Below are 22,279 nucleotides of genomic sequence, written 5' to 3' on the forward strand. Positions count from 1 at the left end.
TTGTCAAGTATATGTTGAAAAAGATATTTTTTACAATAATATGTAGTGGATTGTTTTTTACTCCCTGCAAGTCACAAGTTATAACAGATTCTTTAGCAAATGATTTCCGTTCTTTTGCAGCGAAACATTTTTCAAGATACCGTACTGTCAACCTGTTTTGGGAAACAAAAAGTACGCATGATTATACTCTAAAATTGGGTGGAAAAGAGATTGAACAGGGGAAAAAAAAGGATTTGCATACAATTAAGTTCTCGACAATGATTCCAATTATAAGACAGAAAAAAATATCATTATATGCCAATGTCAAATATGATTGTTACAAATCAGAAAGCAACAATAATGATACACAATCTGCTGTATTTACCACCGATACATATAATTGCTATGAGGGCGGTTTGAATGGGGCATATTATATGAGCCTGTTTAACAAACCTTTTATCTTATCGGCTAATATTGCACTTGATGGTTGGGATAGAGGTTTTGGAAAGCTACAGGCTCATTTATCGGCAATGATGGTAATTGTAAAGAAACCAAATATCAATTTTAGTGCTGGTATTATAGGAATGAGCTTATTTGATGGTATGCCCATAATGCCACTTATTACTTATTGGTATCGTTTTAGCAACCCCAATTTGAGTGTAGATATAATATTCCCCAGTCAATTCTATTTACGATACCAAATGCGTACACAGAGGCTTTCAATAGGTTCTTCTTTATCAAGAGAGAGCTTCTATTTAAAAACAAATCTTAAAGGAATGCCAGAAACTTGTTATTATAGCGATGCCGTGCTAAAACCTGAAATTCACTATGAGTATATCATTAATAGTCATTTCTTTCTATCTACCCATGTAGGTCTTTCTATAGGGACGAAAAGCGGACTGTATAATAAGAATAGGAAAAGTATAAAAGTAAAAGAGGATAAAAATGAAGTAGAGCAAATTTTCAAACAAAAGCGTTCTCCCATTCCTTTTATTAATTTTGGAGTTTCGTATAGCTTATTTAAGTAATTTAATAGCATTACATGAAATATGAAAAATGTAATTTTAGTTTTTAGAACTTCGGTTTCAACTATAAAAGATGTGGAACGTGTTAGCGTTATATTAAATAAATGTCCCCAAATAATGACATGGAATATAGACTTAGAAGATTGGGAAAAAGTGCTTAGAATAGAATGTAGAGAAAATTTAAAAGCTACAGATATTTCGATTATGTTGAAAGATATAGATATATGTATTTCAGAACTTGAATAGCATGAAATAGAGATAAGGGCTAAATGATGTCCGGTAGGGCAGACATAAGGGGATAAAAAAAAGTCCCACAAATCGTTGAATTTGTGGGACTTGTCTGTTCATTGTCCGGTTTTGTCCGGGTAGTTCAGCGGAGAGACAGGGTTTTGAACCTACAACTCTAACCGCTTATATTTCAGCTACTTCGCTTTCAAAATTTCAAATAGGTAACGAAACAGTAACGATTTTCAGATGTTGGGCTTGTCCAACTTTGACCGCTGTTTGTCTGCCTAACTTTCGGGTTCAAAGATACGGCTTTCTTTTGAAACTCGCAAATATCTGATAATAAATATTTTTGGGTTAGTGCAAGGTGCAAGCTATATATATAAATATATACTTGCACCTTGCACTAAAAAAAAGCACTGGGGTACAAATGGTTAAAACAAAATCCGTATCTTCGTAACCGATTAAAAACAAACGTGTATGATAATAACTAACCGTGAAGAAGTAATAGATAAAGCGTTCGGCGTATTTGTCAGGATGAACTACGAGAAAGCAAGCATCATCACGCTTGCCAAAGCCTGCGGGGTGACAAAAACGGGTATCGTTTATTATTTTCCGCACAAGTTGGATTTATTCATGGCTGTGGCGGACAAATACGTGTTGCAAATGCACGAACCGGAAAACAAGTTTGCCGCTCCTGCCGATACGTTGACGGAGTTCATCGGGCAATACGTGGCGGGAGTAGCCGCTTCCATGAAAAGGATTGTTGAACTGATTGGCGATAATTGCAGCCCGCATGATTGTAGTCCTAACTTCTACTACTTTCATTTCCTGTCACAAGTGCGCATGTACTATCCGGGTATCAGGCAGAAAATTGAGAAAATCTACCGACAAGACTATGACCTATGGGAGAAAGTCATACAGAAGGCAAAAGAAAGCGGGGAAATCAGGAGCAACACGGACGTGAAGAAAACGGCTATCTTGTTCCGGCAAATGTTTTTAGGACTGTCATACGAACAAGCATTTCTGAACGGTCTGAACGTGGACGAACTGGCAGAAAATTTTCGCCATATCTATTCGCTGCTTAAAGCCTGATACTCTTTTGTTTTTTTAACCTCTATTATTTTTGAACAGATGTTCAAAAAGTGATATTTTTATCTTATCTTTGGAGCGAAGCAAAATTCAGCGACATGGATAAGGTTCAGAAACAGAGAGGAAGCATCGTTCTGTACAAGGAAGAAAGAAACGGTGCGGACTACATACGGATAGAGTATGTAAACAGTCAGGCTGTCGCCCTGCTGCTCGCCCAAGATACGGACGTGGAAAAGACAGGCAATAGTTCTGCCTACATACCTGCCACCGCTTTTAAACTGCCGGATTTCTATGACCGCTATTCGCCCCACGCCTATATTGATTACAGCCGGGTTTACGTGCGGCATCCCAAACCTAAAAGGGAATACATACTGCCGAGAGGCTACCTCGAACTGCTGGAACAGAAGCGGTACAGCCTTTCCACCATAAAAGCCTATAAAATCTATTTCAGCGACTTCATGGAATACCACAAGGGGCAAGACCTTGACCAGCTGACGGTCGAGGACATAAACAGCTATATGCTCCACATGGTAAAGGAAAAGCACATATCCGCCACCCAGCAGAACATGCGCATCAACGCTATCAAGTTCTATTACGAGAAAGTCCGGAAAGGCAAGCGGCAATATTATGGCGGGATAGCCCGTGCAAAAGAGTACAAGGCATTGCCCGAAGTATTAAGCCGGGAAGAAATGAAAAGCATCTTTGCACAGTTATCCAATCGGAAACACAGGTGCATGATTTCTCTTATTTACTCTGCCGGACTACGCCGAAGCGAACTTCTGAACCTGACACCCCAAGACATCATCAGCGAACGGATGCTAATCAGGATTGCCGGAAAAGGCAAGAAGTGCAGGTATTCCCTACTGTCGGAAAAGCTGCTCAACGAACTAAGGGCTTACTACCGGGAATACAGACCGCAAAAATGGCTTTTTGAGGGCGAACAGGCAGGCGAACAATACTCACCCAGCGCATTGGTTAAGATATTGAAAGAAGCGGCAAGGAAAGCCGGAATAAAGCATCGGGTACACCTGCACATGCTCCGGCACACGTTCGCCACCCACCTGCTGGAACAAGGGACAGACCTAAGAACCATACAGGAACTTATGGGACATACCGATATAAAAACAACGGCAATTTATCTGCACGTTTCGAACGCCTATAAAGCAAAAATCCCCAATCCGCTGGATTGTTTGGATGATGATTAGACAATGATTTAATAGTGAATAGGAACTGCACCATAAGGTGCGTTTATCGAAAAATTATCTATAACAAAAGCAATAAGAATGGAAAATTTAGAACAATATTGGGAGCAATCCTTTTCTCCTATTGGACGTAAGTTTACAGAAATTCGTCCCGATTATCAAGATATGGGGGAAACAGACAGTATGGTCGCCGCATTATATTGGCTGGAACTTGAAATGTATAATGGTGGATTTCTTCAATTCTTCTGTAATTGGGGCTATGATGCTTATTTGCTTGCAATCAAAGGACTGGGAGCAATTAACGCAACATATACAGAACAACTTCTTATACAGGCATACAGCATCATCCAAAGATTGGAAAATGACAGCCAATTACAAGAGCTACGGGATATTCCCAAGCATTTGACAGAGAACGAAATCACCAAGTTGAATAAAATAGACGAGGAATATTGGGAAGATAAGGAAAATATTATGCGGCTTATGCTTCTAAAATTCCATTCTGATTCAGTTGAAAATATAGATAACGAAGCGTGATAACGCTTACAGCGTTCCCCGCTTAGCCATTAATAATAAAGATAATTAAAGTATGGACGATATTACGACAAAAATACTTGAAGAACTTGTTACAAATTTTATTTCAGAAATGAATAAATGGGAGAAATATTGTAACAAGTTTGACGAAGACCAGTTAGAATTGGATGAAACAGAGCATAAGATAAAGCAAATGGTTGCTTCTATCATTAGTAAATATTGTACAGACAAGGAACGAAAAATGAGCCGCCCGAATGCTTTGTCATGGGGACTTGAAGGAAGTTATGACTATGATCCAAATAAGGAAAAAATAATAGATATACAAGAAAGCAGGAAAAATAGATTTATTGTGACAACACGAACTGATGATGAATATCTACAATATGTTATTGTCAAAAAAAATAATAAGTACTTGATTGATAGTAAAAAAAGAAGATTCTTAAGCGAAGATAAATGGTACGTGGATTATTTATAAGTCTAACAACCAACTTTAATGTTTATTTTAATAAACTCTATTATTAACAAGTTCGAGATAACAGCTGAACGCTGTTCCTCGCCAAACCATTAATGGTAATTAAGTATGATAGATTATTTATTTTTCAAATTTTATAGGCTATGGAAATACAGTTCTTATTCCGAAATAGCGGTTTATGCAGCTTTGTTAATTCTCGCTGTATTTCTGAATTGTAATATTCACACAATATGGGGAGTATTGGAACAATATAAAATATTGCCTTATCCAACGCGAACAATGTATAATGTGTCTTTAGGGCTGATATTCATTCTTTTATGTATTCGTTTCTACTGGAAAAGAAGGTATAAAGCTGTCATAGAGAAGTTTAATGAAAAGCCTAATAAGAATAATCTATTGATACTTATATTATACATTTTCCTTTCGTTGTTTCTCTTTGTTTTAGAGGCTTTTTATAGTAAAGGGAAAATATAAATATACCATTAACAACGCAGGATAACGGCAAGCCGTTCCCTGCTGAACCATTAACATCAAAACAGTGTACCATAATGGAAACAAGAGATAAACTTTTTACAGAAGAACAGTATTTAAAGCAACTGAAATTGTATAATGAAGAAATTCTTTATTATGAACAAAAGCATCTTTCAGGTAAACATATAGGTTACGATTCTTTGTTCAATTATAGGCTTCGTTCTTTATTGGTACAGTATTCTATGGGACAGGATATTGATAATCTGAAAAATAATTATGTGGAAACCCTCAAAACGATGCCGAGATTTTGGACGGATAACGGATTTTATATTGAAATGTTATGGCTTCTGTCAATAGGCATTATGTTGGATTACGAAGACAACCTTATACAAAGTTTGGTTCAACTGATAAAAGACAGGGAAGCAAAAGACTATATTTATGACACCTTGATTAGATACAGATTTCTTGATTGGGAAAGGACAACAAACAAAGTATTATATCCGTCACCCTATCAAGCAGCTATCACTGTTACAGAGTTGGCTGAACAAGACAAGGCAGAAGCGATGAAACGATTAGAAAAATACCTCAAAAAAGAATGGTATCGAGGACATTCTGATTTATCTTGGCATGACGACCATAAATATGGTATCAACCATGACGGTTATTGGTGTTTTGAAAGCGGTGCATTGGTCAAGGTCTTGGGGCTGAATGATAGCAGCCTGAAAGGGTTGCCCTACTATCCATACGACATGGTACATTGGAATGACAACATTAAATAAAGAAAAGGTATGAGTTACTCTGTTTGTGCATATTTGATAGAAGCCGATAAGGTAAGGTCTGTTTACGGGGCTTGTGATAATCAGCTTATAAACCAATTAAAGGTTGCGTTGAAGCAGGAACTTGACTGTTTGAACGATTCTTTCAGCAATAGCCTAAACACGGATAAAGATGCTTATGCGGTATTAGCAGACATTGTGAACGGAAAAATCCGTTATCCCGAAATTGCTTTCATGTACGGGTATGTATATGAAAAGATTTGCAACCATTATGGAACGCAAATCTACTGTGCGGAAAACCTTTGGCAACTGGATAGTCAAAGTACATTCATCCCTATTCCATTGAGCAGTGATTTTCCCTATATTATCAGCATACCCGTTTCTGAATTGGAGAGTAAGCGTACGGAATACACCTCGCTGAAAGAGGGTAACGGTATCGGAGATTATGACTATGAGCAGGAAATGGACGACCTGAATTTCATTTTCGATGAAGCCTTTGAAGCGCAAAAAGACCTCGTGATTATGGTTTATTGATATGGTACACTGGTGTGAGAATAAATATGATGTTAACGAAGCGTGATAACGCCTTACAGCGTTCCCCGCTGAACCATTACCGATAATAATAAAACAAAGAAAATATGAATGAACGATATGCCAAATGTATTCCATTTGATAAGAATGTAAAAGGCAGGATTGGTGGCAATCCACCTAAATGTATAGAAGGACAAATCCCCAGCGATTATAAATTCTATGCAATATTGGTACATCCTGAAAAGGAAAACGTCATGCTTTCTATCATCATTCACCAAGATTATGATACTCTTATTGACAATAACATATATCCTTCAATAGCAGTAAAAGTAATAGAACATGAATTTTCTGAAATTGGTAATTGCACAGAAAAACGAAATACCAACTTAGGGATGTGTTCTATTAGTGAATATTCAGAAGATAAGGATAGTGAAAATATACTTGTAAAAATAGGTGGAACTCCTATCCTTATTCAAGATGAAGAAAGCTATTATAAAGAATTAGAGGAATATGGTTTTTCTTTTTTCTTGTCAATAGACGAAGACGGATATAGTGAAGATGTTACTATCGGCAGTTATCCTTTCGGATATGGTGCTTTGTATTTGTATAAGCACTGTACAACCAATGAAATAATCGCAGGATTTTGGCAATGTTCATAAAAATATATCGGTAACATGCACCTGTTCCGCCTAACGGCGGCAAGCTGCATCCCATTAGCGAAAACATGTCAAAATGAAACGGATAGAATTGTTTATGAATATGCTATACTATTGTAATTATATGATTATGTATAAGACACGCAGCAGTTTGGACTATCTGTTCCTTTCTATATACGACAATGCGTGCACCCGGAAATTCTGCAAAAGCGACAGGTACTGGAAGTTTGTAGATGGGGTTAAACGGGCACATAACAGTATAATGTGGGAAAAATGCAAGGGCTTCCCAGTTTATAATGTCCTAAGTGGCACATACGGAGCAACCTTGCTTTTTGTCTTTATCATCCTGCATATAGTGCTCAACATGATAGAGGCGATAACGCATATACCGGTATATAATCTGATGTTTGAAAATGAGTTAGTTGCGCTTATTGTTTATATTATTCTGTGCGGGTCTCTGTCATATTTGATGATTGACAGGTTGATAGAAAGGAACGACAAATACATTTCCTACTTCAAGAAGTTCAGGAAGCAGAAGTTCTGGAAACTGTTCATCTGGTATGTACTGTCTTACGGCGTGGCGATAGCCTGCTGCTACTTTAGTTTCATTTTGACAAAGTAAATAACAGAAAGAATATTTCGCTAACAACGCAGGATAACGGCAAGCCGTTCCCTGCTGAACCATTAAATGTAATAGCAACAATGATATGAGCATGAGAAAATTATTTCAAACAATAAATAAAGGTGAATTTGAAACTGTAAAACAGATTATCCTTCGGCAACCGGAAGTAGTGAATAACAAGTCTGTCGGATTACTTAAACGTGACGAAGGACAGACACCTTTAAGGATTGCAGTAAAGAATAGTTTTCCTAAAATGACTATGTTGTTTGTTGAAAATGATGCTGACCTCAATGCTTATACTTCCGAAGATGATATGTATATTATACATCAAGCGATATATACAGTGATACAGTATGCTTGTAGTGGAAAAATACATCTCCGAGATAGAGAGTTTAAGGAAAAAGGGATAGTAAGTGATTATACCCAAAATCTTTATGATGAAGACAAACAGTTGTTTGATATTTCATATTCTATATTGGAATATTTAATTAAACAAGGTATAGATTTAAGCGTAAAGACAAAAATGGGAAATTGTTTCAGTTACGGAATTATACTTTCGTCAGCCTCCTTTTTTCCTCGTACCAGCATTGATGATGTACCACAGGAAATATGCAGAAGAGTTGAAAAAGTGTTTTCTTTGCTTTTATCAACTAAAGTAGATACTGTGTTGTCAGATTATGTGCGGAAAAACTATACTTTGGAAAAGCAAGATGCTTTGGAAAAATGGAGAAAGAAGGTTTTATCATTGTGCGAGAAACAATACATTTAACAAGGTCGAGCCAACAGCTAAACGCTGTTTCTCACCAAACCATTAATCAATATGAGTAACCTTATCACAGTAAATAGATTTGGAAAAGTTCTGATATGGGTATGGAACAGATGTATAAAGAAAACTGCCATTCCTTATGAAGAACTTGATTTCCATTACCCCGATTGGGCTTTCATTATTACAGGTTGTATCTTTTTCGGGGTTGTGGTAGGTGTTACCCTGTTTTATTTTGCTTTTATAAAACAATAGACTATTTACAATGAAAGCCCGACTTAAATACCCGATATTCAGCTTTGCCCCCAAAGGCAACATGATATACGTGTTTCGCAAGGAAGAACTGTACACAACGACCAATACCGAGTTGTTGAAGAAGCGGAAGAACTACATTGTAGTGGATGCAACCGGGACGAAATATGTTGAAAAGGGGGCGCACAAAGTGAAGTGGCAAGGGATATTCGGATATTGTATCAGGATGCAGGGACGTGTGATTTCCATTGAATACGAGTACGGGGACAATCCCGAACCGTTCCCACTACGAAAACTGCAAGAACTGGTAGCGGAACGATACCCCAAGACACGGTGGTTCAAGGAAGAATGCTGGAACAGCGCAGACGAGTTCCGGCAAGCGATTTTCGCCTGCAAGACCTTTGAGGAAGTGGCGGACATACTGATGCCCGAACAAAAAACGAGCGTTTGGCAGCGCATTGAAGAATATTTCCTGCGGGCAGGTTTTCTTATGCTTGCCGCCATGTTCCTTTATCACGTGGTTTGGCGGCTAATCCAAAAGTTTTGGCTATGGGCTACCGGGTAACGTACAGAAAACAAATCAATTTATTCAGATATGGAACAACGGATTACATCATTATTGCTGCCCGCTCCCGAAGCGGAGCTGGAAGCGTCCTGCAAGGAACTGGACGAAAAGGTAACATGGCTGTTGCACAACAGCCGGAAAATGGACAACTATTTGGAACTTGAACCGTTCAGCAAGGACGGGCGGCTGTGCGCCCACGTGTGCGACACGCTCAAGAGCCTGCCGGAAACGCCGACACTGGCGGCATACAAGGACTACAAGGCAATCATTATCCTGCTGGGTATGTCCACCACCCGTTACGCCATACTGGACGAACTGGCGGAACAGCACCGCAAGCGGGACGAGATACCCGAACTGACCGCCTACTGCGATGCGCTCCACTGGATGCGACCGGGACGGCAGTACCTCTGCAACGTGTACAACACGGTATGCCACGCTTTCCACCTGCTACGGAGAAACCCGGTAAGGGACAACCGCCTGCTGGTGACGGAAAAGGAACTGCGCCACGCCGAACGGATGCTGCCGGAGCTGGGCAGGCAGACATTCACCGAAATGGTGCGTCTGAAAGGCTACATGGTCTATGATGCCGAGCAACTGGCGGACAAATGCGGCATGGAATACGGCTCGTTCCGACGGAAGGTAAAGAAAATGACCGGGTACACGGCTAAGGAATGGGTGATAAAGGAGCGTGCAAAGGACGTGGAACACTACCTGAAGAACACCAACCTCACACTTACGGAAGTGGCGTTCACCACCGGGTTCGCATCGACATCGAACCTGAACGACTTCTGCAAGGCTTACTTGCTGGACACACCGGGCGAGATACGCAGAAAAGCGCAGGAAACAAGAAAATGCACAGTTACAAGAACGTAATGTGAAAAATCAAGAATAAAACAGATTTTTTATGCCCGTAACTTTGTGCTTCATAAAAGATAAGCACAAGGTTATGGAACATAAGATACCGTTGGAAACATACTTCGCCGGACTGCTTCAAAAAGTGGAATGGCAGATACAGGAATACGAGGACACCGCAGCGGACACGCTGACGCTCTGCCGCCTGTGCGTGGACTACCTGCAAGAGATACTGGGCGAACTCAAAAACTTTATAATCTCCTACCCGTTCGCCAGCACGGAAGAGGAAATACACTTCTTCAAGGAACTGAAACCGCTTTTAGCGAGCAAAATCATCTATTACAACACTGTTTACAAGATAGAGGTGCGCTTCCCCAGCGGCAGCGAGGAAGTGCAAAGGGACTACCTGCTGTCGGAAACCGACCGGATTTCAAAGTCGTTCCAGCGGAACTTGGCGTTCTACCAGTACCACCGAACGAAAGCCACCTACTTGGACAGGCAGTATTTCATGCGTGGGAAGCCTGACATACAAATCATCGTGGACAGTTTCTATTACGAAACAGACCCACAGTTCAGCACCAGTCACGATTTCAAGGTAGCCAAGATTTTAGCCAACGAACTGCTGGAAATATACCTCACCAACCGTCTGCACGAGCTGGAACGCCGGGAACAACGCAAGCGGGTGAAGAACGGCTTCATGGGAAAGGTGTTGCGCTGGACGGGGACGAAAAGGGCGTTGGTGGAACTTATCTACGCACTGGACGCCTGCGGCTGTCTGAACAAGGGGACGGTTGATATTAAGGAGATTGTAGCCTACTTTGAATACGTGTTCGACATCGACCTCGGCGACTTCTACCACACCTACATGGAACTAAAAGCCAAGACCAAAGACCGAACGGGCTTCCTCTCCACCCTGAAAGACAGGTTGCTGATGCGCATGAGGGAGCAGGATTAGGCAACCGTGCTTTAACAAAATTTATTTCGCCACAGGTGGGTACATCTGTGGCGTTTTATTTTTCAGGACACCCGAACTTTGCGGCAAATCAATTAGTTACCGTTATGGAAATAATAACATTCGAGTCCAAAGCCTACAAGGAACTGGACAACAAGATTACCGCCATTGCCGACTACATCTTCAACCACATGGAAACGGCAAGGCAAAGCGAGGAAGACATGTGGGTGGACAGCTACGAGGTCTGCACGTTCCTGAAAATAAGCGAAAAGACCCTGCAACGCCTGCGGGTGTCGGGGACTATCGCCTATTCCAACATCAGGGGACGTTACTTCTACAAGGTCAGCGAGATACGCCGGATGCTGGAAGAACGCCTGATAAGGAGCAACAAGGAGAACATCGACAACCTGATAACCAACCACCAATTATATGCTAAGGAAAGAGGAAATCTTAGAAAGAACAAGTAACGGGCTGGCGGTGTTCAAACACTACCTGCCCGGAAACTGGCGCATAGGTCGCAACTTCCTTAACCCGCTGTACGAGGACAGCAAGGCTTCCTGCAACATCTATTTCGACCGCCGGGGCGGTATCTACAAGATGAAAGACTTCGGCAACGACAGTTACAGTGGCGACTGTTTCTTCCTCGTGGGGCAGTTAAAGGGGCTGGACTGTAACCGGGCGGCTGACTTCGTGGAGATACTGGAAATCATCGACCGGGATTTGGGCTTGGGGCTGGCTTCCGGCACTCCGGTTTCCGTTCCCCCGGCAACCGTCCGCCGGGCAGTGCCGGACAAACCCGAAGAAACGCCCGAAAAGCCCGTCAAGCCCTACCAGTTCCGGGAACAGAAGTTCCCGCTTGCCGAACTGGTGTACTGGCAACAGTACGGCATCACGCCCGAACTGCTGGAACGTTACAAGGTCTGCTCGCTCCGGGAATACAACAGCGAAACGGCAGAGGGCAAACCGTACACCTACACTTCATCGGTGGCAGAACCCATGTACGGCTACAAGGGCAAACAGCACATCAAGCTGTACCGCCCGTTCTCCACGCCCCGCTTCCTCTACGGCGGCAGCTTCGGTGAGAACTACTGTTTCGGGCTGGAACAACTGCCAGCCAAAGGCGACACGCTATTCATCACGGGCGGCGAGAAAGACGTGCTTTCGCTGGCGGCGCACGGTTTTCACGCTATCTGCTTCAACAGCGAAACGGTGACGATACCGCCCACGCTGGTCTATCGGTTGACATTCCGCTTCAAGCACATCGTCCTGCTCTTTGACATGGACAAGACGGGCAGGGAAAGTTCATGCAAGCAGGAAAAACTGTTGGAAGAATTTGGCGTGAAACGCCTGCTGCTACCGCTTCCGGGAACGAAAGAGGAAAAGGACATATCCGACTACTTCAAAGCCGGGAACACCCGTGAAGATTTCCTGAAACTGTTTATCGAATTTTTAGACAACCTGTATAGCGACACATTGATTATGCTTAAATCGTGCGAGATAGATTTCAACAACCCGCCCGCCAAAGCGCAAGAGATTATTTCGGCGGGTGACGTTCCGCTGGGGACACAAGGCAACCTGTTCGGCATCACCGGGGGCGAGGGAACGGGAAAGAGCAATTACGTAGCCGCAATCGTGGCGGGCTGCATCTGTCCGGCTGGTGCGGACATAGATACACTGGGCATACAGATAACCGCCAACGGCAGGCACAAGGCGGTATTGCTCTATGACACCGAACAGTCGGAAGTGCAACTGTTCAAGAACGTAAGCAACCTGCTGGCACGTGCCAAACAGCCGGACAAGCCCGATGAACTGAAAGCGTTTTGTCTTACCGGTATGTCACGCAAAGAACGCCTGAACGCCATTGTACAAAGCATGGACAAGTTCTACTACCAGTACGGCGGCATCCAGTTGGTCGTCATTGACGGCATCGCAGACCTTGTTAAGAGTGCCAACGATGAAGCGGAAAGCGTGGCGGTGATAGATGAACTTTATCGGCTGGCGGGCATCTATAACACGTGTATTCTGTGCGTGCTGCACTTCGTCCCCAACGGATTGAAACTGCGGGGGCATTTGGGCAGCGAGTTGCAGCGCAAGGCGGCTACTATCCTGTCCATTGAGAAAGACGAAGAACCTACCCAGTCGGTGGTAAAAGCCCTGAAAGTAAGGGACGGAAGCCCGCTGGACGTGCCGCTGATGCTCTTTGCTTGGGACAAGGAAGCCGGGATGCACGTGTACAAGGGCGAGAAACCACGTGAGGAAAAGGAGAAGCGCAAGGAAAGGGAACTGGTAAATGTCGCACGTGACATCTTCGGGCGGCAGACACGCATCACCTACATAGACCTTTGCGAGCAGTTGCAGCAGGTATTGGACATCAAGGAGCGCACCGCAAAGAGCTATATCCGCTTCATGCGGGAAAGGGACATCATCACCAAAGACACGGCGAACCAAAGCTGTTTTGTCATCGGTTCATATCATCTTCAAAGGAACGCAAGCTGCCCGTAGGCGTATGGGCTGAACTTGTGTATTTTTAGGTGCTTGTGTCCTGCCCTGTTGTGATAACACGGCAGGATTTTTTCTGTTTGCACGTGATTTTTCAGGGTATTTGCTTAACTTTGCAGAAGTTACACGAAAAAAGTAACGGCAGTTGGACGGCGGTTGCCGGAATATTGCCTTTATATATAACATATACGTTCGCCGAACGTCCCGATGCGAAAACTGGCACTTTTCAAAATGTGGGGATATTCAGCGCAGGATATGCTATGCGTTTGTCATAGCGTGGCTGCACTGTTTCCACATTTGGGTATGCCAGTACCTCGCATCGAAACAGCGTCATGCCACGCTTTCTTTTTTTGGGGTGGCGGCTAACGTGCCAAGACAGTAGGGATTTATATCACTTTAATACCTGATAATATGGAACAAATCAAAGCGCACATCGCCGTATCGCTGGACGGGCATACCGCCACGCCGGACTATGAACTGGACTGGATGCCCCGTGAGGTCAAGGAACTGGTGGCAAGGGAACACGCCGCCGCAAGCTGCCTGCTTATGGGGGCGAACACCTACAACTACATCTTTGAACACTGGGGCGGGTGGCCGCACAAAAGCAAACGGTCTTTTGTGGTGTCACACTACGACACCAACGTTACACCGGACTGCGGGGTGGAGTTCCTGACCGAAGAACCGCTGCAAAGGGTCTATGAACTGAAACAGGAAACCGACATGCTGGTGGTGGGTGGCGGCAAGCTGCTTACTTCATTGATTAAAGCCGGACTGCTGGACAGCCTGACAATCTACACCGTCCCGGTCATGGCGGGCAAAGGCATCGGTTTTGTCGGGGAAACATCCGGCTCGCTGTGGAAGCTCTCGGAAAGCAGGGTGCTGGATAACGGGGTGGTCTGTTCGACCTACCTGTTTGGCGGGAACATATAAAAAATGCGCCTGGTTTCCCTCCGGGCGCAACCACTAAAATTTCAATTATTATAAGCTGTAAAACCTATCACAATGAAATTTCAGCGGCAAAGATAGGCTATTTCTTCGGTTTCGCTTTCTTTTCGGGGAATGAAAAACCGACATTGAACTGCTCGTCCAGTACCAGCGAAGCATCGAAAGCCTTGCCGTTCTTGCCCTTGAAGCCCTTGATTAGCCCGGTCTTGCGTTTCGTCACCAGCTCGACAATCTGCTTGTCGGAAAGCTGCTTGTCGCACTTGTTGCGGAATATGGTAAGCGTGCAGTCCACGTTGGAACACTTCGCCACTTTCGGGTAGAACAGGATGCGCCCGCTGCCGCATTTCGGGCAGGGGCAGGTTTCACCAGTAGCGACAGATAGCTGCACCGATAGCAGTTCTGCGGTGATTTGCGTTGCGTACACCTCGATGCCCTTCCGGAACGTGTCGGCATCCATGCTGCCCGCTTCTATCTTGGCAAGGGCGGTTTCCCACATGCCCGTCATTTCGACATCGGCAATCTTCTTGTCCTTGACAATCCCATAAACGGCAAGCCCCTTGTCGGTAGGCACAAGGTTCTTCTTCTCACGCACGATGTACTGGCGGGCGAACAGCGTTTCGATAATCGCCGCACGGGTGGCGGGCGTGCCTATCCCGGCATCTTTCAGGCTGGCTTTCAGTTCGGCATCTTCCAGTTCCCTGCCTGCGTTCTCCATTGCCGACAACAGGCTGCTTTCCGTGTGCAGCGGTTTCGGCTTGGTCTGCTTTTCGAGCAGATCCACGCCGGAGAGTGGCAAATATTCTCCCTCTTGGAGTGGCGGCAGGCTGGCGGCTTCTTCATCCCCGCCCGTTTCCTGCTCGCCGAACACGGCACGCCACCCGGCTTCTTTCATCACAGACCCTTTCACCGTGAAGTCGGTATCTCCCCCTGACAGCAAGGCGGTGGTAACGTCTTTCACGCACTTGCCCGAAAAGGCTTCCAGCATACGCCCGGCTACCAGCTCGTAAACCGCCCGCTCGTCTTTGGAAAGTTCGCCGGGCAGGTTCTCGGTAATGATTAAGGCGTGGTGGTCGGTCACTTTGCCGTCATTCACGCTGCGGCGGTTCAGGGGGGTGCCGTCCAGCCCGGCGGCATACCCGGCAAAGCGGGAGTATTGCCCCAGCAGGGCGACACGTTCCGGCATTTCATCGAAAACGTCCTCCGGAATATAGCGGCTTCCGGTTCTTGGGTAGGACATCACTTTCTTTTCATACAGGCTTTGCGCTATGGAAAGCGTCTTGTCAGCCGAGAAGTTCAGCTTCGTGTTCGCTTCCTTTTGCAGCGTGGTAAGGTCGTACAAAAGCGGCGGTTCTTGGCAGGCTTCTTTCCTCTCAACGGATTTAACCACAAGTTGCCCGGCATCCTTTACCCGTTGCAGGGCGGCTATGGCTTCGGGCTGCTGTTCCCACTTGGCGGTCGATTGGGCGGTAAAATTTATTCCCCCGCTGGCAGTCGCCGCTTTGAGTTGCCAAAACTTGGCGGGTACGAAATTCCTGTTCTCCAAATAGCGGCTGCATATCATCACGAGCGTGGGTGTCTGCACCCTGCCCAGCGAGAACACCCCCTGCCCGGCGGCAACGCTCAACGCTTGGGTGGCGTTTATCCCTATCAGCCAGTCCGCTTCGCTGCGGGACTTGGCAGAGAAGTAGAGGTTATCGTAACGCTCTCCCGGCTGCAAGTTATCCAGCCCCTCACGGATTGCCTTGTCGGTAAGGCTGCTTATCCACAGGCGCACAAATGGTTTCCGGCAGTTCAGGTAATGGAAGATATAGCGGAAGATTAACTCACCCTCACGCCCGGCATCGGTGGCGACAATAATCCGGTCGCACTGGTCGAACACTTCCTTTATCACTTTCAACTGTTTCAGCACGCCGGGGTCTGCCTTGTAGCCTTTCTCCGCTTTTACCTGACGGGGGATTAGCTGGAAATCGGGCGGCAGTATGGGCAGGCTCTCCCTGCGGAAGTTCGCCACGCCGTAGGCTTCCGGCATGGCAAGCTGGATTAAGTGGCCGAACGCCCATGTCACCATATACCCGTTGCCGGAAAGATAACCGTCATTACGCCCGGTCGCACCGATGATGCGGGCGATGTCCTTTGCCACGCTGGGCTTCTCTGCTATCAATGCAATCATAATTCTTTACTTTTTAATGGTGGATATTACATTTTCATTCCTCTGGACTTCTTGGGCTTGTCAGCTTTCAGGCTCTTGTCCTGCGCTTTCTCCTGCTTCTCTTTCTGCTTGGCGGTGGGCTTGTCCTGACCCTGTTTCAACGGCTCTTTGCCCTGCTTGGTGGCTTCGTTGGTCTTGCCCCCCGAATTGACCGCTACCTGCGTCCGGCTCTCGGCGGCGGGGGTAACGTCTTTCGGCTGCACCTTGTCGGGGGATTTGCCCTGTGCGCCGGGCTGTACATGACCGTTGAACTCAACTCCCTTGCCGTCCTTTAGCCCGGCGACCTGCCGCTCTGCGGGCTGCTGCCCCTGCTGCAAGAACTGGACGGCGGCACGGGGCAGGAACTCCAAGCCACGCTCCACCGCACTAACCTGCAAATAGGCACTGCGCTTCGTGCCGTCCCTGAATTGCAGGTTTTCCATTTTCACCGCTTGCCCGGCTTCAAAGGCGGCTTTCTGTTCCGGGCTGACTTGCACGTTACAGATTGTATCGGGGCATTTCCACTTGTCAGCCCGCATATACTCCAGTTCGTGCGTGTACCTGTCCCGGCTGACGAACACGGGGATTTGCTCGCCGCTTTTCGGGTCTTTGATTTCAGCGATGCCGCCCAAATTGCCAGTGCCTTGCAAGTTGCCCTGTTCCTGCTTGGTGAACTCGTGTTCATGGAACGGGCGTTGCAACAGTTTTTCGTCCTGCTGCACGCCGTGTAGCTTGGGTACTACCGTGCCGTCCTTTGCCTGATAGAAAGAGAGCTTGACATCGGTAGGTTTGAGATAGAAGCCGCCCACCGTCCCCGAAACAGTGTAAGTGTTGCGGGACTTGTAGCCACGCATCACCCGGTCGAAGTCCCTCGTGTTTTTCAGGGTGTCGGCGGTGATGCCGACTTTTTTCAGGTTCTCCCAGTCGATTTTTGATGGGTCGAAGCGGTAGCCCTGCTTGAACTCGTGGAAGTCGGGCTTCGGAACTCGAAGCATTTCAGCCCGCTTGCCGCCCTCCTGTGTCGGGTTGCGGTGGTTGTCCTCGATTGCCTTTGCGTCCCGCTCCGCTTCGGAAGCCTTGACGCTGAACAGTTCCAGCCCGGAAGTGTCCTGATACTTGCGGTAGAAGTTGGAAATGAAGTTGCTGAACACATCGCTGTTCTTGTCCACCTGCATGAACTCGCCGCCGTGTCCGGTAGTGGGTGGCACGGTCTGCAAATTGCCGTCCTTGTCGATACCCTTAACGGCACTCACCTTTCCCTGCTGTTTATCCAAGACCAGCAGCACGTCTTTTTCCTGCCCCTCTGCGGGCGGGGTCATTCTGTTTGCCATAAATAATTGGAATTTTAGTGGTTACGGGAATAGTCCCGCCCAAAGGTAGCGACTAAATATGCTATATTTGGACGAGCGGCAAGGACTGTCCGAATTTGTCCTGCGCTGTCTGAAATTGTCCGGGTGGGATGAAATTCCGCAACCATTGGTTGCAGAATTGGGAAAGGGCATAAAAAAAGAGAGCGAAGTTAATCACTCTCTTTGGGTGAGCCATTTATGAGCCATTTAATTATAGACCTTATGCCTTATAATCAACGACTTATTAAAATTTGCATTATGCTTGCGAGCCATTTGTGAAGCGTTTATGAAACGTTTGCTATTTTATCAATAGGCTAATAATGAGCTACATATCAAAATTAATACTGAAATACAGCTTATTTTTGGAACGTTTGTGAAGCGTTTGGCAAGCCTTTGATTGAATTTCCGTTATTCTCCTATTATCAGGTGACACGACAAAAAGAAAACATCTTCGGCAAAATCTTTGTTATGTTTTTGCAGGTGATTACATAATATACTATCTTTGCATATAGAAACAAAGGACATAAATATGGCTTCATTCAGAAAAGAGATACTTGGGCAGATTGAACGGATAGATACCGGGCGTATATTCACGTTCCGGGATTTGTCGTTTGAAACGGAAAAGACCGCCAATGTTGCGGTGCTACTTTCCGAACAGAGCCGCAAAGGGGTACTGGTACGGGTTGAAAAGGGGGCGTACTACCGTCCCAAGAAATCAGTGCTGGGGCTGGGAAAGCTGCCTGTCTATCAGGATGAACAGTTCCGCTACCTGACTGAAAAACTGAACGGCTATATCACGGGGGCTTACATCTATAACAAAATGGGGCTGACCGAACAGGTTGCCACAACCATAACGATAGCCACTCCTAACCCGGTTCGCCGTTTCCGTTTCAAGAACTTGGATATAGAGTGCGTGAAAGCCTACTGCATGGACTACCCGGATGAAAGCCTTGTCCCGTACTTGCGGCTGCTCGATGCGATAAAGGACATGAAGCGCATACCCGGAACAACCGGGCAGGACATCTACAACCGGGTCAAGAGCCAATATTTCAACGGGTACAGCCTGCCGGAACTGGAAAAAATCGTATCTTTGGCGAAAAGTTACCCGCCACGTGTCAGAAAGGTGGTGGCGGACATACTGGGCGACATCAGACAAACCGTATTGCAAACAGAAATGGCAAAGACCATTCTTCCCACGACACGGTTCAACTTGGATTATAAAACGGCATAGGACAGAAATATGAATTTACATTCGGACAAGGAAGCGTTCAAGGAAATCATCGCACTGGCGGCTGAACATTTCGGCTACGAGCAGTCGCACGTGGAAAAGGATTACTGGGTATCGAAGATACTGCGGGATATTTCCATGTCCGAATATGCGGATAAGACCTACTTCAAAGGCGGGACTTCACTTTCCAAAGCCTACGGGCTGATAGAACGCTTCTCGGAAGATTTGGACTTGTTCGTGTTCACGGGTGACAAAGGTGCGTCCAAGCAGGCTGAAAAGACATTGAACAAGAAACTTTCCAAATACATAGCCGAACTCAACAGTGACATATACAAGGAAGATTTGTCGGAAACGGGCGGTAATTACCGCAAACTGTATTTCTCGTATGACAATGTATTTCAGGGTGTGGGACTAAAAGAGCATTTGGAAGTAGAGATAAAATCCTGTGACCTGCCGGACAAAAAACGGATGTTCTACCCGGCAGACAAGCAGGTTATCAAACCGATTGTGACCGCCTTTCTTGAAAGTATCGGGCAAGAGGAACTGATAAGCACCTACGGGCTGGGAAGTTTTGAAACGCAGTGCATCAATCCCCGAAAGACTATCTGCGACAAGGTTTCAAGGCTGGTAAAGCTGTCTTACAATGAGGATGCAGCCGCACTGTTGGCAAAGCATATCCGTGACGTTTACGACTTGTCGGCACTCTACCACAATCAGGAATATAACGATTACCTACATTCGGAAGATTTCTTGGATGCCATGTACCGGGTGACGATAGAGGACGGACTAAATAAAAACTCCCGTTCGCACTTGTCGCTGGCTGATGCACCGATATTCAAGGATGCCGAAGCGGTCATGGCGTTGCCCGAAGTGGCTACGGCGTACACTGCCGATTTGAAGAAACTAACTTTCGACAAAAGCAAGATGCCGCCGATAGGCAAGGCTGTGGAAGCATTGAAGAACCTGCACGAAATATTAGTGCGTTTTGAAGCCTACCGCACCAAAAAGCAAAATGAAGAACAACCGTAAAGCTACATCGGCTGTTCTTCACTCCATACATTATATTATATACAGCTATTCTTCCTCCTTAATCAAGTGGCATAGCTCCGGGTCGTTCTTAATCCGTGTTATCTCGTCCTCGACAATCTGCCGGACTTCCTGACGGATGCGGTCATAGTTGGCTTGTATCTCCTCCTGCATCCGGTCGTTGCCGTCCTTGTCGGTGAAGTCGATTATCTGCGGCAGCTTCACGTAACGGGCGGTTTCCCGCTTCACCTTTTCATTGTCCACCACGATTTCGCAGTGGAAAATCTTCTGCTCTATCCGTTCATCGAAGTTGTCCGCCACAGCCCCCACGAACATACCTTGCGTGAGGTTGGATATTTTGCTGGCGGGTATCAGGCTGTCCATTTGGGTACTTATCGAGGTGGACTTCTCCCGCTGGTTGATTGTCATGCTCTGCCGTTTCTGCAACACCTTTCCGAAACGCTCCGACAGTATTTTTGCCGTTTCACCGACTACCTGACCGCTAAACACGTTGCCCACAGTATTTTGTATCACACGGCTTTCCTTGTCCCCATAGTCACGGGTAAGCTGGCTGTAATCCTGAAAGCCCAGCAGAACCGCTACCTTGTTGCTTCGGGCGGTTGCAATCAGATTGTCAAGCCCTCGAAAATAAATCGTTGGCAGCTCGTCTATAATCACCGAACTTTTAAGCTGACCTTTCTTGTTTATCAGCTTCACTATTCTACTGTTATATAATCCCAGTGCCGCCGAATAGATGTTCTGACGGTCGGGATTGTTGCCGACAACCAAGATTTTAGGCTCTTTCGGGTTGTTGATGTCCAGCGAGAAATCATCACCTGTCATTACCCAGTAAAGAGCGGGTGAAATCATCCTTGAAAGCGGGATTTTCGCACTTGCTATTTGACCCTGCAACTGCTCTTGAGCGTCTGATTCCCAAGCATCCACGAACGGGGAAAGGTAGTTTTCCAGTTCGGGATAACTGCGCAAAATAGTGAATACATCGGCGTATTTCTTGTTCAATAGTTCAATGGCATGGGGGAACGTGCAATACTTACCGCCTTGATAGATACGGAGATACCAAATTATAGCCGCCAAAAGAATAATCGGGCTTTCCACGAAGAAGTCGCCCTGCTTGCTTATCCAACTTCGATTGAGGTTAAGCATTATCGTGTAGCTGGCTTCGTAGGCATCCGCAATGTCCGACATGAAGCTGGCGTTTATCGGGTTGCATCGGTGGCTCTTGCGGGGGTCGTCAAAATTGATAATGTAGAATTTGGGCTTTACCTTATACCCGTCCAAGTGGTTAAGCAAATGATTATAAGCGATTTCCGACAAATCGGGAAACTTATAATCATAGCAGTAAAGCGCAAAACCTTTCTCGATTTGCTGTTTTATGTAACTGTTTACCACTGCATACGATTTGCCACTACCCGGCGTACCCAACACAAGGCTGGCACGGAACGGATTCACGACATTTATCCAACCGTTATTCCATTTCTTCTTATAGTAGAACCGGGTAGGCAGATTTACCGAATACTCGTTCTCGATAAGCCTTGTTTCCTGCTGGAAACTTTCGTTCTCTGTATTAAAGACATCATCCATTAGGTTGTTCTTCAACAGCCGGGACATCCATGTACCCGCCATGAGCATACAGATATAGCCCGCCGACAGCGTGGCGATATAAAACACAGTGTCCGCCGTGTGTGGCAGCGGAAGTTCCAGCAGCCACCAGTTCAGAAAAAACAACACGACACCCGCCGCAAGGCTGCAATGTATCTTCGCCCACGTTATCTTTTCCTCTTTCACGCCCTTAGTGCCGATACACGACAGGGCGAGGAACACCACCGAAAATAGTTTTGTCCAAAGAACGGACGAGAACAGCCCGGTGGTGCGCTGAAAGTTCCACAGTATCTTGTCTATCACTTCAAAGGTCACTCCCCACTCTTTCAGGGTGGAGTAACAGAACCAGTACACGTTTATTCCCACGAATAGAATACTGACAGCCCGCATAAAGTCCATGACCCTTGCAAGCCCTCTCAAATCATCTTCCTGTTGCATGATTGTAATGTTTTTTTAAG

Annotated in this window: 23 protein-coding genes; 20 read left to right on the forward strand and 3 right to left on the reverse strand. The window is 45.8% G+C overall.

Annotation, left to right across the window (positions count from 1 at the left end; translation table 11 throughout):
- The first annotated feature begins 11 nt into the window (after positions 1 to 11).
- The 18 genes from AAE250_RS05595 to AAE250_RS05680 all read left to right on the forward strand — a co-directional run bounded on the left by AAE250_RS05595 (position 12) and on the right by AAE250_RS05680 (position 14,395).
- Positions 12 to 1,007 carry a hypothetical protein gene (locus AAE250_RS05595; protein ID WP_342288771.1) on the forward strand — a complete coding sequence of 332 codons (996 nt, stop codon included), beginning with the start codon at positions 12 to 14 and terminating at the stop codon, positions 1,005 to 1,007.
- A gap of 21 nt (positions 1,008 to 1,028) precedes the next feature.
- Positions 1,029 to 1,250 carry a hypothetical protein gene (locus tag AAE250_RS05600; RefSeq protein WP_342288772.1) on the forward strand — a complete coding sequence of 74 codons (222 nt, stop codon included), beginning with the start codon at positions 1,029 to 1,031 and terminating at the stop codon, positions 1,248 to 1,250.
- 459 nt (positions 1,251 to 1,709) lie between these two features.
- The gene (locus tag AAE250_RS05605) at positions 1,710 to 2,324 is read left to right on the forward strand and encodes a TetR/AcrR family transcriptional regulator (protein ID WP_007568835.1); all 615 of its coding nucleotides are present in this window, start codon (positions 1,710 to 1,712) and stop codon (positions 2,322 to 2,324) included.
- Between the two features lie 95 nt (positions 2,325 to 2,419).
- Positions 2,420 to 3,526, forward strand: coding sequence for a tyrosine-type recombinase/integrase (locus AAE250_RS05610; RefSeq protein ID WP_280186785.1), 1,107 nt, complete (start codon positions 2,420 to 2,422; stop codon positions 3,524 to 3,526).
- 78 nt (positions 3,527 to 3,604) lie between these two features.
- Positions 3,605 to 4,057, forward strand: a complete 453-nt coding sequence (locus tag AAE250_RS05615; protein WP_115485216.1) for a DMP19 family protein — start codon at positions 3,605 to 3,607, stop codon at positions 4,055 to 4,057.
- Positions 4,058 to 4,109: 52 nt separating this feature from the next.
- Positions 4,110 to 4,529 (forward strand): NTF2 fold immunity protein, encoded by a 420-nt coding sequence (locus AAE250_RS05620; RefSeq protein ID WP_342288773.1) that lies wholly within the window; start codon positions 4,110 to 4,112, stop codon positions 4,527 to 4,529.
- 545 nt (positions 4,530 to 5,074) lie between these two features.
- On the forward strand, positions 5,075 to 5,776 hold the full coding sequence (locus AAE250_RS05625; RefSeq protein ID WP_005643591.1) for a PoNe immunity protein domain-containing protein: 702 nt from the start codon (positions 5,075 to 5,077) through the stop codon (positions 5,774 to 5,776).
- Positions 5,777 to 5,785: 9 nt separating this feature from the next.
- Positions 5,786 to 6,307, forward strand: a complete 522-nt coding sequence (locus AAE250_RS05630; protein ID WP_117588480.1) for a DUF7691 family protein — start codon at positions 5,786 to 5,788, stop codon at positions 6,305 to 6,307.
- Positions 6,308 to 6,411: 104 nt separating this feature from the next.
- Positions 6,412 to 6,963, forward strand: coding sequence for a hypothetical protein (locus AAE250_RS05635; protein WP_117588479.1), 552 nt, complete (start codon positions 6,412 to 6,414; stop codon positions 6,961 to 6,963).
- A 73-nt stretch (positions 6,964 to 7,036) separates the two neighbouring features.
- Positions 7,037 to 7,582, forward strand: a complete 546-nt coding sequence (locus tag AAE250_RS05640) for a hypothetical protein (protein ID WP_342288774.1) — start codon at positions 7,037 to 7,039, stop codon at positions 7,580 to 7,582.
- An 85-nt stretch (positions 7,583 to 7,667) separates the two neighbouring features.
- Positions 7,668 to 8,351 (forward strand): hypothetical protein, encoded by a 684-nt coding sequence (locus tag AAE250_RS05645; protein ID WP_117588478.1) that lies wholly within the window; start codon positions 7,668 to 7,670, stop codon positions 8,349 to 8,351.
- A 51-nt stretch (positions 8,352 to 8,402) separates the two neighbouring features.
- Positions 8,403 to 8,600 carry a hypothetical protein gene (locus tag AAE250_RS05650; RefSeq protein ID WP_055295418.1) on the forward strand — a complete coding sequence of 66 codons (198 nt, stop codon included), beginning with the start codon at positions 8,403 to 8,405 and terminating at the stop codon, positions 8,598 to 8,600.
- A 10-nt stretch (positions 8,601 to 8,610) separates the two neighbouring features.
- Positions 8,611 to 9,162: a hypothetical protein gene (locus AAE250_RS05655; protein WP_117700620.1), complete on the forward strand. Its 552-nt coding sequence runs from the start codon at positions 8,611 to 8,613 to the stop codon at positions 9,160 to 9,162.
- Positions 9,163 to 9,192: 30 nt separating this feature from the next.
- Entirely contained in the window at positions 9,193 to 10,035 is an 843-nt protein-coding gene (locus tag AAE250_RS05660) for a helix-turn-helix domain-containing protein (protein WP_007845708.1), read from the forward strand.
- Positions 10,036 to 10,066: 31 nt separating this feature from the next.
- Positions 10,067 to 10,969, forward strand: coding sequence for an RteC domain-containing protein (locus AAE250_RS05665; RefSeq protein WP_004326095.1), 903 nt, complete (start codon positions 10,067 to 10,069; stop codon positions 10,967 to 10,969).
- Positions 10,970 to 11,004: 35 nt separating this feature from the next.
- Positions 11,005 to 11,433, forward strand: coding sequence for a helix-turn-helix domain-containing protein (locus tag AAE250_RS05670; RefSeq protein ID WP_008648468.1), 429 nt, complete (start codon positions 11,005 to 11,007; stop codon positions 11,431 to 11,433).
- Entirely contained in the window at positions 11,396 to 13,468 is a 2,073-nt protein-coding gene (locus tag AAE250_RS05675) for a bifunctional DNA primase/helicase (protein WP_117978430.1), read from the forward strand. Before AAE250_RS05670 ends, AAE250_RS05675 begins: the two co-directional genes overlap by 38 nt.
- 408 nt (positions 13,469 to 13,876) lie before the next feature.
- The gene (locus tag AAE250_RS05680; RefSeq protein WP_005924160.1) at positions 13,877 to 14,395 is read left to right on the forward strand and encodes a dihydrofolate reductase family protein; all 519 of its coding nucleotides are present in this window, start codon (positions 13,877 to 13,879) and stop codon (positions 14,393 to 14,395) included.
- A gap of 97 nt (positions 14,396 to 14,492) precedes the next feature.
- Here AAE250_RS05680 and topB read toward each other — a convergent pair whose 3' ends face one another.
- Positions 14,493 to 16,580, reverse strand: coding sequence for a type IA DNA topoisomerase (gene topB, locus AAE250_RS05685; RefSeq protein WP_342288775.1), 2,088 nt, complete (start codon positions 16,578 to 16,580; stop codon positions 14,493 to 14,495).
- Between the two features lie 26 nt (positions 16,581 to 16,606).
- Entirely contained in the window at positions 16,607 to 17,929 is a 1,323-nt protein-coding gene (locus AAE250_RS05690; RefSeq protein ID WP_342288776.1) for a DUF4099 domain-containing protein, read from the reverse strand.
- 547 nt (positions 17,930 to 18,476) lie between these two features.
- Between AAE250_RS05690 and AAE250_RS05695 the strand changes: the two genes are divergently transcribed.
- Positions 18,477 to 19,178, forward strand: a complete 702-nt coding sequence (locus AAE250_RS05695) for a DUF6088 family protein (RefSeq protein WP_011202384.1) — start codon at positions 18,477 to 18,479, stop codon at positions 19,176 to 19,178.
- A gap of 9 nt (positions 19,179 to 19,187) precedes the next feature.
- On the forward strand, positions 19,188 to 20,204 hold the full coding sequence (locus AAE250_RS05700; protein ID WP_118337890.1) for a nucleotidyl transferase AbiEii/AbiGii toxin family protein: 1,017 nt from the start codon (positions 19,188 to 19,190) through the stop codon (positions 20,202 to 20,204).
- 45 nt (positions 20,205 to 20,249) lie between these two features.
- Here AAE250_RS05700 and mobC read toward each other — a convergent pair whose 3' ends face one another.
- Positions 20,250 to 22,259, reverse strand: a complete 2,010-nt coding sequence (mobC, locus tag AAE250_RS05705; protein WP_007754157.1) for a conjugal transfer protein MobC — start codon at positions 22,257 to 22,259, stop codon at positions 20,250 to 20,252.
- Positions 22,260 to 22,279: the final 20 nt, after the last annotated feature.

The sequence above is a fragment of the Bacteroides sp. GD17 genome (genome assembly GCF_038448625.1).
GTDB lineage: Bacteria > Bacteroidota > Bacteroidia > Bacteroidales > Bacteroidaceae > Bacteroides.